Origin of the sequence: Streptococcus sp. 27098_8_51 (assembly GCF_041432205.1) — a bacterium.
Classification (GTDB): domain Bacteria; phylum Bacillota; class Bacilli; order Lactobacillales; family Streptococcaceae; genus Streptococcus.
In genome coordinates this window covers 23,192-35,819 of the sequence record NZ_JAPVZE010000019.1, presented here as the reverse complement: position 1 = coordinate 35,819, position 12,628 = coordinate 23,192, and the positions used below count along the sequence as shown (strand labels likewise).

12 protein-coding genes and 1 tRNA gene are annotated in these 12,628 nt (G+C 41.6%); 1 reads left to right on the top strand and 12 read right to left on the bottom strand.

Translation table 11 applies throughout. The annotated features are described in order from the left end of the window. The 6 genes from O3622_RS09685 to pbp2a form a co-directional block, all read right to left on the bottom strand. Positions 1 to 72, bottom strand: a tRNA-Glu gene (locus O3622_RS09685). Positions 73 to 135: 63 nt separating this feature from the next. Then, entirely contained in the window at positions 136 to 609 is a 474-nt protein-coding gene (locus O3622_RS09680) for a sigma-70 family RNA polymerase sigma factor (protein WP_371607398.1), read from the bottom strand. Between the two features lie 120 nt (positions 610 to 729). Then, positions 730 to 1,266 carry a transcription termination/antitermination protein NusG gene (gene nusG, locus O3622_RS09675; RefSeq protein WP_000376732.1) on the bottom strand — a complete coding sequence of 179 codons (537 nt, stop codon included), beginning with the start codon at positions 1,264 to 1,266 and terminating at the stop codon, positions 730 to 732. Positions 1,267 to 1,324: 58 nt separating this feature from the next. Beyond that, positions 1,325 to 1,501, bottom strand: coding sequence for a preprotein translocase subunit SecE (gene secE / locus O3622_RS09670; RefSeq protein WP_000505776.1), 177 nt, complete (start codon positions 1,499 to 1,501; stop codon positions 1,325 to 1,327). 9 nt (positions 1,502 to 1,510) lie between these two features. Then, entirely contained in the window at positions 1,511 to 1,663 is a 153-nt protein-coding gene (rpmG, locus tag O3622_RS09665; protein ID WP_001809375.1) for a 50S ribosomal protein L33, read from the bottom strand. A gap of 52 nt (positions 1,664 to 1,715) precedes the next feature. Beyond that, a complete protein-coding gene (gene pbp2a, locus O3622_RS09660; protein ID WP_000762598.1) occupies positions 1,716 to 3,911 on the bottom strand; it encodes a penicillin-binding protein PBP2A in 2,196 nt (731 codons plus the stop codon). A gap of 86 nt (positions 3,912 to 3,997) precedes the next feature. Between pbp2a and O3622_RS09655 the strand changes: the two genes are divergently transcribed. Next, positions 3,998 to 4,873, top strand: coding sequence for an RluA family pseudouridine synthase (locus tag O3622_RS09655; protein WP_080976186.1), 876 nt, complete (start codon positions 3,998 to 4,000; stop codon positions 4,871 to 4,873). 66 nt (positions 4,874 to 4,939) lie between these two features. On the opposite strand, the gene gap is transcribed toward O3622_RS09655, so the two are convergent. The 6 genes from gap to tkt all read right to left on the bottom strand — a co-directional run bounded on the left by gap (position 4,940) and on the right by tkt (position 12,530). Next, positions 4,940 to 5,947 (bottom strand): type I glyceraldehyde-3-phosphate dehydrogenase, encoded by a 1,008-nt coding sequence (gap, locus tag O3622_RS09650; protein WP_000260682.1) that lies wholly within the window; start codon positions 5,945 to 5,947, stop codon positions 4,940 to 4,942. A gap of 319 nt (positions 5,948 to 6,266) precedes the next feature. Continuing rightward, positions 6,267 to 8,918 (bottom strand): bifunctional acetaldehyde-CoA/alcohol dehydrogenase, encoded by a 2,652-nt coding sequence (adhE, locus tag O3622_RS09645; protein ID WP_371607397.1) that lies wholly within the window; start codon positions 8,916 to 8,918, stop codon positions 6,267 to 6,269. Between the two features lie 295 nt (positions 8,919 to 9,213). Beyond that, entirely contained in the window at positions 9,214 to 9,627 is a 414-nt protein-coding gene (locus O3622_RS09640; protein WP_000410457.1) for an MORN repeat-containing protein, read from the bottom strand. Further along, positions 9,614 to 10,057 (bottom strand): low molecular weight protein-tyrosine-phosphatase, encoded by a 444-nt coding sequence (locus O3622_RS09635; RefSeq protein ID WP_000724851.1) that lies wholly within the window; start codon positions 10,055 to 10,057, stop codon positions 9,614 to 9,616. Before O3622_RS09635 ends, O3622_RS09640 begins: the two co-directional genes overlap by 14 nt. A gap of 47 nt (positions 10,058 to 10,104) precedes the next feature. Next, entirely contained in the window at positions 10,105 to 10,425 is a 321-nt protein-coding gene (gene yajC / locus O3622_RS09630) for a preprotein translocase subunit YajC (RefSeq protein ID WP_025168800.1), read from the bottom strand. A 128-nt stretch (positions 10,426 to 10,553) separates the two neighbouring features. Further along, on the bottom strand, positions 10,554 to 12,530 hold the full coding sequence (gene tkt / locus O3622_RS09625) for a transketolase (protein ID WP_000067909.1): 1,977 nt from the start codon (positions 12,528 to 12,530) through the stop codon (positions 10,554 to 10,556). Positions 12,531 to 12,628 lie beyond the last annotated feature (98 nt).

Sequence of the window (12,628 nt, the reverse complement as noted above, 5' to 3'; positions counted from 1 at the left end):
TAGTCCGTACGGGATTCGAACCCGTGTTACCGCCGTGAAAAGGCGGTGTCTTAACCCCTTGACCAACGGACCTGAGCTTTTCAACTCTTTCTATTATACCTACTTTTTTACCTTTGTCAAGGACTTTTTTCCTCTTTACCGAAATTCTGAAAAGATTAGGGAAAGTTCTCTCAGGAGAGCTTTACGTCCTCTAAAGACTTCCCCTCCCATGAGACGATCTATTAACTCTTGTTTTTCCATACTCTGCTTTGATTTATAATTCTTTAGAAGTTCGTGAAAGAGATAATAATCGTCCAGTCTGAGTCCTTTTTCTCCTAGACGATGGCTAATCTCACTCACCTCTTCATAGGGTTCTTTGTCAAAACGGCGCTTGTGGCTTTCCTGTTTACGGATGTAATCTAGGATGCGATTTCTAAACTTTGTTTTAAAGCAAACATATAGTTGATGGCGGTCGCTCTCTAGTAACTCTGGGTTGCGACTCACCAGCTCATACAGACATAACATGCCTTCCTGGTCCCAGTCCTCTTTCTCCCACAGATGCAAATGATAATCTTTACGACACTTATGGACGATTCCCTTACTTTCTTCATATAAGTCTTTTAGATTCATAGACCTCTCCTTTCTGCATTTAGTTTAGCAAAATGCGAGAGCCCCTGGGTCTAGTTCCTCTATTCTATACTTCTTCCTCCCTCAACAGCACATAAAAAGAGAGGCAAAGCCTCTCTGGGGTTATAATTCTGCAATTTGGTTGAGATTCACTTCTGCAATCGTATCATTACCAAACATAGAGATAATCATCTTCACTTTGTTGTTATCAATTTCAGTAATTTTCCCTGTGTAGTCTGCAAAAGCGCCATCAATGATGCGGACTGTCTGGCCAACTTCAACATCAATATCAAACTCTTGAACAGTTTGTCCCATTGAAACCAGAATATCACGGATTTCTTGTTCCAAAAGTGGAGTTGGTTTTGATCTGTTACCGTGTGAGCCGACGAATCCTGTTACGTTAGGTGTGTTTCGAACGACGAACCATGCTTCATCGGTCATGACCATTTCTACAAGGACATAACCTGGAAAGCGATTCTCTTCAACTTCCTTTTTCTTTCCATTTTTCTCAACTTGCACGGTTTGTGTTGGAATCTCAACACGTAGAATATTATCCAACATGTTATATGTTTGCGCACGTTGCAATAGATTTTCTTTTACCTTATTTTCATAGCCAGAATAAGTTTGTAGAACAAACCATCCCTTGTCAAAACTATCCATGATATTTCCTTTCATACATATGATAGAAGAAAGTTAGCAGAACTTCTCCACTTTTCTTCTAAAAAATGTTAATAAATCGAATCAAACCTGATACAATCAACTGGTCAAAAATGTAAATGATGACCACAAAGAAGGCTGTGTATTCCATAATAGAGCGAAAATCTCTCCAGCTTTCTTTGCGAGTTGGCCAAGTTGTTTCTTTAAGAAGTTTAAAAATATCCTTAATAAAGCCCATCGTTCTCTCCTATCTCGTTTCTCTATGTGTCGTATATTTTCCACAATGTTTACAAAATTTATTTACTTCTAGTCGTGTTGGCTTGGGGTTCCCACTAATTTTGATTGAATAATTCCTTGAACCACAAACTGCACAAGCTAGGCTTGCTTTTTTTAGTGCCATAACGCCTCCATCTTATCTATTATAACAAGAAACCTAGGCTTTGACAAGCCTCTTAACGAAATAGATTAAGGATTGAGTCCCATATTGTCTGGGCTTTTTCTTTTATTTTAGCTTCTGAAATCGCACGACCTGCTTCATCTACAAGATTTTGTGCACGACTACGAATATCTCCTATTGGGTCCTCAGACTGGTTTGTCTCATTTTCAACAACCTGCTTTTTCGTATTTTCTGGTTCAATACCATTTTGTTTATAAGCATTCTCAACTGTAAAAGTGCTACCTGTAGTGTAAGGTAAAATGGTATTAGCCATACTTCTAAAGACATGGGCTGCTCCATTGGAGGTCGAACCTGCTAGATAATGGTTCTCATCTGTTGTTGGGAAACCGAGCCAGTGGCTGATTACCACATCCGGAGTATAGCCGATCACCCACTGGTCACTGGTATATTCTGGGTTGAAAACAGCTTCAGTCGTACCTGTTTTACCAGCCATAACATAATCTGCCGGTGACGAACTAATTCCTGTACCATTGGTAAATGTTCCTAGCATCATGCTGGTCATTTTATCGGCTACCGACTTATCAATCACTCGTTTTTGGGAGTTTTTATGACTCTTGATGATCTGGCCGCTGGCATTTTCAATACGAGTGATGAAATGTGCTTCAGGCATCAAACCTCCATTAGCAAAGGCTGCATAGGCTTGCGCCATCTGGAGAGGATTCGTTTCCACACCTCCACCAAGAGCAACTCCAAGAACTCGGTCAACTTTTTCCATATTCAGACCAAATCTCTCCCCAGCGTCAAAAGCTTTGTCAATACCTAATTCATTTACAGTCGCAACAGCTGGCAGGTTGAGTGATTCCGCCAAGGCCTGATACATAGGTACTTCTGGAGATGTCTTAATACCCGCATAGTTATCTACTTGATAACTGTTGTACTGCATCGTATGATTATCCAGTTGCTTGTTCAAGGCCCATCCTGCTTCTACTGCGGGTGTATAAACGACTAAAGGTTTAATAGTTGAGCCTGGGCTACGCTTAGACTGAGTGGCATAGTTGAAATTGCGGAAGCCTGGTTTGTCATCACCAGCTACACGGCCAACAACTCCACGCACTCCACCCGTTTTAGGCTCTAGAGCAACACTACCTGATTCGGCATGCGTTCCATCTTCTGCCGTTGGAAATAGCGAAGTGTTTTCGTAAATAACCTGCATGTTTGCTTGGTAGTTTTGGTCAAGCTCTGTGTAGATTCGATAGCCGTTGTTGACAATCTCTTCTTCTGTGAGATTGTACTTGGAAACTGCTTCGTTGACAACTGCATCAAAATAGGACGGGTAACGATAATCCGAAACTTTGCCTTCATACTTATCTTGCAGTTGAGAAGCCATATCTACTCCAGCCGCTTCGGTTTCTTGATTTTTATCAATATAGCCCGCTGCAACCATATTTTGCAAAACAGTATCCCTACGGTTGGTCGAAGTTTCAACAGAATTTAATGGATTGTACAATTCTGGTCCCTTGAGCATCCCTGCTAGAGTAGCCGCCTGATTAAGCGTTAGTTGTGAAGCCGATACACCAAAATATTTCTTACTTGCATCTTCAACGCCCCATACTCCATTTCCAAAGTAGGCGTTATTGAGGTACATAGTAAGGATTTGCTCCTTGCTGTATTTCTTTGTCAACTCTAAGGCAAGGAAAAACTCCTTGGCCTTCCGTTCAACGGTCTGGTCCTGGGAAAGATAGGCATTTTTCGCCAACTGTTGAGTGATGGTGGAACCCCCTCCAGAACGACCCGCTGTAAGGATGGCTAGAAAGAAACGACCGTAGTTAATCCCATCATTTTTATAAAAGGAACGGTCCTCTGTCGCGACGACAGCATTCTGCAAGTCTTTACTAATATCTGTCAGTTCAACATAGGTTCCCTTTTGACCTGATAGGGCTCCTGCCTCTTTTTCTTCGCGGTCAAAAATCAGAGTTCGCGTTTTCAAGGCATTTTGCAAGTCATTGACATTGGTCGACTTGGCTATCGCAAATAGGTAGGTTCCTACTAGCAAACCTGCACTTAACCCTAAAATGATGACAATTTTTGTCAGATGATAACGGCGCCAAAATTTCCGAATCGGGCCTACTTGGGACAATTTTTTTCTATCGCTCCGTGAACGGCGCATGCTAGTCGAATCAGACTCCGCTGATTCATTCGTTTCTTTTTTAAAGAGAGAAAGAAACTTCTCAAATAATTTATCTAATTTCATGCGTTTATTTTATCATCTTCACCATAGGAACTCAAGAATTTAGCTACTCCCTATCCAAATAGGGCTTTTTTTGTTACAATATCTGTATGCAATTCACATTTACATTACCCGAATCCTTGCCTCAAATGACGGTCAAACAATTCTTAGAGGAACAACTCCTCATCCCTAGAAAAATCCGCCATTTTTTGAGAATAAAGAAGAACATCCTAATTAACCACAAAGAAATTCACTGGAACGAGATGGTCAAGCCAGGGGACATTTGCCAGTTGACTTTTGACGAGGAAGATTATCCCCAAAAAGAAATCCTTTGGGGCAATCCAGACCTCGTTCAAGAGATTTATCAAGACCAACATCTCATTATCGTCAACAAGCCCGAAGGCATGAAAACTCACGGAAATCAACCTAATGAAATTGCCCTTCTCAACCATGTCTCTGCCTACGTTGGTCAAACCTGCTATGTCGTTCATCGCCTGGACATGGAAACAAGCGGTTTAGTGCTTTTTGCTAAAAATCCTTTTATCTTACCCATTCTCAATCATTTGTTGGAAAAAAAGGAAATCGTTCGTGAGTACTGGGCACTTATAGAAGGGCGAGTAGAGAGTAAAGAACTTATCTTCCGAGATAAAATCGGCCGTGATCGCCACGATCGTAGAAAAAGAATAGTTGATGCAAAAAATGGACAATATGCTGAAACGCATATCAGTCGATTAAAGCAATTTCCAAATCAGACTACCCTTGTCCGTTGCAAACTAAAGACCGGTCGAACGCATCAGATTCGTGTTCACCTTTCTCATCATAAGTACCCTATCCTGGGCGATCCTCTCTATAACTCTAGATCAAAAGTAAGCAGGCTCATGCTCCATGCCTTTCGACTTTCCTTTACCCATCCACTTACCTTAGAAAAATTGAGTTTTACTGCCCTCTCGGATACTTTCGAAACAGAATTAAAACAAAATGGATGACACTATCATCCATTTTTCTATACAAAAAAGCAAGACCAGAAGGCCTTGCTTTTATCGACTCAAGAATTATTTAGCGATTTTTGCAAAGTATTCAAGAGTACGTACAAGTTGTGCAGTGTATGACATTTCGTTGTCGTACCATGATACAACTTTAACCAATTGTTTACCATCAACGTCAAGAACTTTAGTTTGAGTTGCGTCAAACAATGAACCGTAAGACATACCTACGATATCTGAAGATACGATTGGATCTTCTGTGTAACCGTATGATTCGTTTGAAGCTGCTTTCATAGCTGCGTTTACTTCATCGACAGTAACGTTCTTTTCAAGAACTGCTACCAATTCAGTAACTGATCCAGTTGGAGTTGGAACACGTTGTGCAGATCCGTCAAGTTTACCATTCAATTCTGGGATTACAAGACCGATAGCTTTAGCAGCACCAGTTGAGTTAGGAACGATGTTTGCAGCACCAGCGCGAGCACGGCGAAGGTCACCACCACGGTGTGGTCCGTCAAGGATCATTTGGTCACCAGTGTAAGCGTGGATAGTAGTCATCAATCCTTCTACAACACCGAAGTTATCTTGAAGAGCTTTAGCCATTGGAGCCAAGCAGTTTGTAGTACATGAAGCACCTGAGATAACTGTTTCAGTACCATCAAGAACGTCGTGGTTAGTGTTAAATACAACTGTTTTAACATCGTTTCCACCAGGAGCAGTGATAACAACTTTCTTAGCTCCACCTTTAAGGTGTTTTTCAGCTGCATCTTTCTTAGCAAAGAAACCAGTTGCTTCAAGAACGATTTCTACACCGTCAGTAGCCCAGTCGATTTGTTCTGGATCACGTTCAGCAGAAACTTTAACGAATTTACCGTTAACTTCGAATCCACCTTCTTTAACTTCTACAGTACCGTCGAAACGACCTTGAGTTGTGTCGTATTTCAACAAGTGAGCAAGCATAACTGGATCTGTAAGGTCGTTGATGCGAGTAACTTCAACACCTTCTACGTTTTGGATACGGCGGAAAGCAAGACGACCGATACGGCCGAAACCGTTAATACCAACTTTAACTACCATTAGTGATTTCCTCCTTATGAAAATCATGAAAATTTTATTGTGAAAAGAGTAACTTGAATCACTACAAATCACCTTTCAACAAACCTATTATATAACTATTTGAGTTTAATTGCAAGTATGGGCGTTGATTTTCTCTCCTGCTTTTCTACTTTTTCTCCCCCTTTTCATTCATCTATTCTTTTATTTTCAAAGCATATCTCTAGAATCTTTTATAATATCTGCATATTTTCTTCATTTCAAGGTAAAACTCCGATTTCAACTCTTTCAGAGTTTACAAAAAAAGAGACAGGATCACTCCTGCCTCTAGGCTGATAAACGATTATTTACGACGTCCTGGACGTTCTGCATAACCATAGTAAGCATCTGCCATGATTTCTTCCATGTCAGCTACCATTGGCAAGCGTGGGTTCGCAGGAGAACATTGGTCTTCATAAGCAAGCAAGGCAATTTCATGCAAGCTGTCTTTCCAAGCTTTTTCATCGATTCCAAAGCCTTTGAAGTTCATTGTGATTCCAACTGCTTCACCAAGATCGTAAACTGCTTTGGCATACGCTTCAACCGCTTCTTCTGGAGTTGAGTGAGGCAATCCAAGCATTCTAGCAATATCTTGGAATTTTTCATCAGCTTTCCAGTAGTTGTACTTAGGCCATGTAGTCGTCTTAGATGGGCGAGTACCATTGTAACGGATAACGTATGGAAGCAAGATTGCGTTTGTACGTCCGTGAACAGTATGGTGAACCGCACCGATCTTGTGGGCCATTGAGTGGCTCATACCAAGGAAGGCATTGGCAAAGGCCATACCAGCCATTGTAGATGCATTGTGCATTTTTTCGCGAGCTTCTGGATCAGCTGTCTTAACAGATTTTTCCAACCATTCAAACACAAGTTTGATTGTTTGAAGGGCGATACCGTCTGTGTAGTCGTTAGCAAAGTTTGAAGTGTAAGCTTCAGTCGCGTGAGTCAAGACGTCCATACCTGTATCAGCAGCGATGAAGTCTGGAACTGACTCAACCAAAGCAGGGTCAACAATGGCAATAGTTGGTGTCAATGAGTAGTCAGCCAATGGGTATTTACGATTGTTTTTCTTATCAGAGATAACGGCAAATGGTGTTACTTCTGAACCTGTACCTGAAGTTGTTGGAATACCAATGTATTTCGCTTTTTTACCAAGTGATGGGAAGCGGAAGGCACGTTTACGGATATCCATGAATTTTTGAACCAAGTCACGGAAGTCGATTTGTGGTTGTTCGTAGAAGAGCCACATTACTTTGGCCGCGTCCATTGGAGAACCACCACCAAGAGCGATAATTGTGTCTGGCTCAAATGCTCTCATCACTTCAGTACCACGTTCTACAGTTGTGATATCTGGATCTGGTTCAACGTCTGAGAAGACTTGGACAGTTACACGGTTGCTACGTTTGTTCAATTGGTCAATAATGCGTTGAACAAAACCAAGTTTTTCGATCGATTTGTCTGTAACAATCATAACGCGTTCAATATCTTCACATGTTTGAAGGTATTGGATAGAATTGCGTTCGAAGTAAATTTTTGAAGGAACTTTAAACCACTGCATATTATTTCTACGTTTCCCTACTTTCTTGATGTTTAGAAGGTTGATCGCACTCACATTATCACCAACTGAGTTGTGTCCATATGAACCACATCCAAGTGTCAATGATGGGATGAAGGCATTGTATACGTCACCGATACCACCGAAAGTAGATGGAGAGTTCCAGATAATACGCATTGCTTTGATTTCTGTACCAAAGCGTTTAACAAGAGCTTCGTCTTTTGTATGGATAGCTGCTGAGTGACCAAGTCCGTTAAACTCAACCATTTGACGAGCTTTTTTAAGACCGTCTTCTGTATCTTCAGCTTTTAGGACAGCGATAACTGGTGACAATTTTTCACGAGTCAATGGTTCTTTTGGTCCTACTTCTGCACATTCTGCAGCCAAGATGTTTGTTCCTTCTGGAACGCTAAATCCTGCTTGTTCAGCAATCCATGCTGCTGGTTTACCAACGATGTTTGCGTTTAGTTTAGCACCTGCACAGTTTTTGCTGTTTGCTTTCACGCCGAAACAGAATTCTTCAAGAAGTGCTTTTTCTTTCTTGTTTACAAAGTAAGTGTGGTATGATTTGAATTCTTCTACAAATTCGTCATACACTTCTTTATCAATGATAACGGCTTGTTCTGATGCACAGACCATCCCATTATCAAATGATTTAGACATAACGATGTCATGAGCAGCTTGACGAAGGTCAGCAGATTTTTCTACATAAGCAGGTACGTTTCCGGCACCTACCCCAAGAGCTGGTTTTCCACATGAGTATGCAGCTTTAACCATAGCATTCCCACCAGTTGCGAGGATAGTCGCAACACCTTCGTGGTTCATAAGTGCCCCAGTTGCTTCCATAGATGGCTCTGTAATCCATTGAACACAGTTTTCAGGTGCACCGGCTGCGATGGCTGCATCACGAACGATTTGTGCAGCATGAGCAGAAGATTCTTGAGCTGATGGGTGGAAGGCGAAAACAATTGGGTTACGTGTCTTCAAAGCAATCAATGATTTGAAAATCGCTGTTGAAGTTGGGTTTGTTGTTGGAGTGATACCACAAATAACTCCGACCGGCTCCGCAATCTTCGTCAAACCTGTAATTGGATCATCTTCGATAACTCCAGCTGTTTTAACTCCACGCATATTGTTCACTACGTGTTCACAGGCAAATAGATTTTTTGTCGCCTTATCTTCAAATACACCACGACCAGTTTCTTCAACTGCGTGTTGTGCAAGGATACCGTGCGCATCAAGTGCTGCAACAGACGCTTTTGCTACGATGTAGTCAACTTGCTCTTGGTTCAACTTGCGCATTTCATCAAGCGCAACCAAGGCTTTTTTCACGAGACCGTCGACATGCTTTTCAGCAGCAAGTTGTTTTTCCTCTGGTGTTACTGTTTTTTTATCAGCCATATTATCCTCCATAGCCATTAAGGATGTTATCCTTTGTTAATTTTTTCACAAGTTCATTATAACTCTTTTTTTATACTTTGTAAACAGTTTCATAAGCATTTCACAAAGAAATTTTCTAAGTTTGTGATTTTTTTCTCAACCCACCTGTGCAATAGAGTTTTATCTGGATGATTGTGAAATTATGAAAAATATTTTTTTATTTCACAAAGTTTTTCTAGTTGATAGTTAGTTATCGAATTCAAGACAAGAAAGCGTTTTCTTTTCAGGCTTTGAAAATAGTCTCCTAACTTGGAGACTACTGTTTTTGCTGAAAAACGCCTTGTTTAAAGGTCCCCTCATAAACAACTTCTTGCTCTGTAGTCAACTTCCCTTGACCTTCAGCCTGACCATTTACAAAATCACCTTCGTATTTCCAGCCATCTTTTGATTGAAAAGTCCCTTTACCATTAAAAGCCCCATTATTGAACTCTCCTGTGTATTGGTCCCCGTTTTCAAAGGTCATAGTCCCCTGACCATTCATCTTCCCTCTTACCAAGGTTCCATCATAAACAAGCGCACCATTGTCAAGTGTCAGTACACCCTTTTTTGGAGTGTTTAGTAGAAAAACTGATACGGCGCAGATAGCGATTAGAAGAACGGTTGCAATCTCTATACGCGGGCGAGTTAGATATACTCGATATTTTTCAAAGATTTTTTTAAACTTTTCCATTGTCACTCTCATTTTCTAAACGGTCTAACCAGCTTTGGCATCCACTTGTGATGCGCGCATAGGTTTCCTCAAAATCTCCTGTGTACCATGGATCTGGAACACTTTCTGCCGCAAAAGAGTAGATCTTGTACTGTAGTTCCTGAGGGCACATGTGACGCAGATCTGAAACGTTTGAAGCATCCATACCGATAATGTAATCAAATGATTCAAAGTCCTCTCTGCCAATCTGAAGCGATGTTTTGTCTTTGTCATACGGGATCTGATACTGCTGAAAAATCCCCTGCGTCCCCTTATGAATCGGATTGCCATGTTCCCAAGATGACGTTGCCCGACTCTCGACTTGGTAAGCGCTCGTCATGGACTTCATCACAAACTCTGCCATGGGACTTCGGCAAATATTTCCTAAGCAAACAAATACTATTTTTTTCATCCCTTTTCCTCTTGTCTCATAGAAAAACGGGAGTGACAGGTCCCGTTTTATTCTTCGATTGCTCCGCCTTCGTCAACAACTGTTCCTTCTGGTGTCACAGCTTCTTTGAGTGGCAAAACGGTCTTGATCGCAGCCAATTCAAAGGTCAAATAAACCCCATCTACATCCAGTACGATTGTACCTTTCTCAGTATCTACTTCATCCACTGTTCCGTAAAGCCCACCAATTGTAATGACTTCATAGCCTTTTTGAAGCTTGTTCAAGCTTTCCATACGCTTTTGTGCTTGTTTCTTTTGAGAACGTTGCATAAAGAACATCAAGGCAAACATACCTACAAGCATGATCAAAAATGTTAAATTTGGACTAATATTTTCCATAGTATTTTCTCCTTTGTATTTTACATAGGACTACTATATCAAATTTCAGCTACTTTTACAAGATTGTGCCTTGTTTTTATGGTTATAAAAAATCAGAGTTTTCACTCTGATTTTTGTGATTATTTCAAGTTTTGAACGACTTTGACTAGATTTTCAACTGTAAATCCGTACTCTGCCAATACTTTTGGTGCTGGGGCAGATGCTCCAAAGGTATCAATACCGAGAACTGCACCATCAAGACCAACATACTTGTACCAGTTTTGAGTTGCACCCATTTCAACTGCAACACGACGGCGAACTGCATTTGGAAGGATTTCTTCCTTGTAAGCTGCATCTTGTGCGTCAAAGACATCTGTTGATGGCATGCTGACTACACGGACTTTTGCACCTTGGCTAGCCAATTCTTTGGCAGCTGCGACCGCCAAATTCACCTCTGAACCTGTTGCAATCAAGATTGTATCAAAGTCTGCTGCATTTTCATAGACAACATAGGCACCTTTCGCAACTTTGTCAAAGTCTGTTCCTTCTTCGACAGTCAAGTTTTGACGTGTCAAGACAAGGGCAGTTGGTGTTTTTTCGCTTGTCACGGCAAGGTACCAAGCCGCTTGAGTTTCACGCGCATCTGCTGGGCGGAAAACATTCAGATTTGGCATAGCACGGAGACCTGCTAAGTGTTCAACTGGTTCGTGAGTTGGACCATCTTCACCAACTGCAATCGAATCGTGGGTAAAGACATAAGTCACAGGAAGTCCTTGCAAGGCTGACAAGCGGACAGCTGCTTTCACATAGTCAGAAAAGACGAAGAAAGTACCACCGTATACACGAAGTCCACCGTGAAGGGCCATCCCGTTCAAGATCGTTCCCATTGCAAATTCACGAACACCAAACTGAATGTTGCGGTTCAAGCGATTAGCATCGTCTTGAAGTCCATCAGTCTTAATATAAGTCATGTTTGAGTGAGCAAGGTCAGCTGAACCACCTAGGAAGGTTGGCAATTTAGTAGCTACAACGTTCAAAGCATCTTGACTTGAGTTGCGAGTTGCTTGAGAAAATCCATTTTCTAAGGCTGGGAAGTCTGCTGGAGTCACTTTAACTGGATCACGGCCGTCGATGATGGCTTCTACTTCTGCAGCCAGTTCTGGATGAGCTTCTTTATAATCAGCAACTAATTTAGTCCAAGCTTGATAAGCTGATGCGCCACGATCTGCAACATTTTCTTTGAAATCAGCGTAAACTTCAGCTGGGATTTCAAATGGTTCATAGTCCCAACCAAGAGCTTGGCGAGTAGCCGCAGTTTCATCTGCTCCAAGAGGAGCACCGTGTACCGCATTAGTTCCTTGTTTGTTTGGAGAACCGTATCCAATAACAGTCTTCACTTCAATCAAAGATGGCTTGCCTGAAGCTTTAGCTGTTTCGATAGCAGCATGGATAGCTTCCAAGTCTGTTCCATCTTCAACCAAGGCTGTATGCCAGCCGTAGGCATTGTAGCGATCACGAACACTTTCAGTAAAGGAATCCTTTGTCTCACCATCCAAGTTAATGTCATTTGAATCATAAAGAACCACCAACTTGTCAAGTTTTTGCAAGCCTGCATATGAAGCCGCCTCACTTGAGACACCTTCCATCAAGTCTCCATCTCCACAGATCACATAAGTATAGTGGTCAAAGATATTGAAGCCTTCGCGGTTATACTTCGCTGCAAGGAAACGTTCTGCTTGGGCAAAACCAGTAGCAGTAGAAATCCCTTGACCTAGAGGACCAGTTGTAGCGTCAACCCCTGCTGTATGACCAAATTCTGGGTGACCTGGTGTTTTTGAACCCCATTGGCGGAAGTTCTTGACTTCTTCCATGCTCACATCTTCAAATCCAGAGAGATGAAGAAGGGCGTAGAGGAGCATAGAGCCGTGTCCTGCTGAAAGAATAAAGCGATCGCGGTTGATCCAGTTTGGTTGAGCTGGATTGATACGAAGTTGCTTTGTAAAGAGGCTATAGGCCATAGGAGCAGCCCCCATAACCACCCCTGGGTGACCTGAGTTTGCTTTGTTGATGGCGTCAATACCTAGAAAACGAATTGCATTAACAGATAGATTTGACATAGAATTTCCTTTCTCTTTGAGGTGATTAATAAATCACACATCCTATTTTACTATTATATGAAAAAATGCATAGAATAGCAATAAAACAATTTGCGTTC

Coding starts and splice junctions, on each gene's coding strand:
- tkt (WP_000067909.1), bottom strand. CDS start 12,530: ATGTCAAATCTATCTGTTAATGCAATTCGTTTTCTAGGTATTGACGCC.
- O3622_RS09655 (WP_080976186.1), top strand. CDS start 3,998: ATGCAATTCACATTTACATTACCCGAATCCTTGCCTCAAATGACGGTC.
- gap (WP_000260682.1), bottom strand. CDS start 5,947: ATGGTAGTTAAAGTTGGTATTAACGGTTTCGGCCGTATCGGTCGTCTT.
- pbp2a (WP_000762598.1), bottom strand. CDS start 3,911: ATGAAATTAGATAAATTATTTGAGAAGTTTCTTTCTCTCTTTAAAAAA.
- nusG (WP_000376732.1), bottom strand. CDS start 1,266: ATGGATAGTTTTGACAAGGGATGGTTTGTTCTACAAACTTATTCTGGC.
- secE (WP_000505776.1), bottom strand. CDS start 1,501: ATGGGCTTTATTAAGGATATTTTTAAACTTCTTAAAGAAACAACTTGG.
- adhE (WP_371607397.1), bottom strand. CDS start 8,918: ATGGCTGATAAAAAAACAGTAACACCAGAGGAAAAACAACTTGCTGCT.
- O3622_RS09635 (WP_000724851.1), bottom strand. CDS start 10,057: ATGAAAAAAATAGTATTTGTTTGCTTAGGAAATATTTGCCGAAGTCCC.
- rpmG (WP_001809375.1), bottom strand. CDS start 1,663: ATGGCACTAAAAAAAGCAAGCCTAGCTTGTGCAGTTTGTGGTTCAAGG.
- O3622_RS09680 (WP_371607398.1), bottom strand. CDS start 609: ATGAATCTAAAAGACTTATATGAAGAAAGTAAGGGAATCGTCCATAAG.
- O3622_RS09640 (WP_000410457.1), bottom strand. CDS start 9,627: ATGGAAAAGTTTAAAAAAATCTTTGAAAAATATCGAGTATATCTAACT.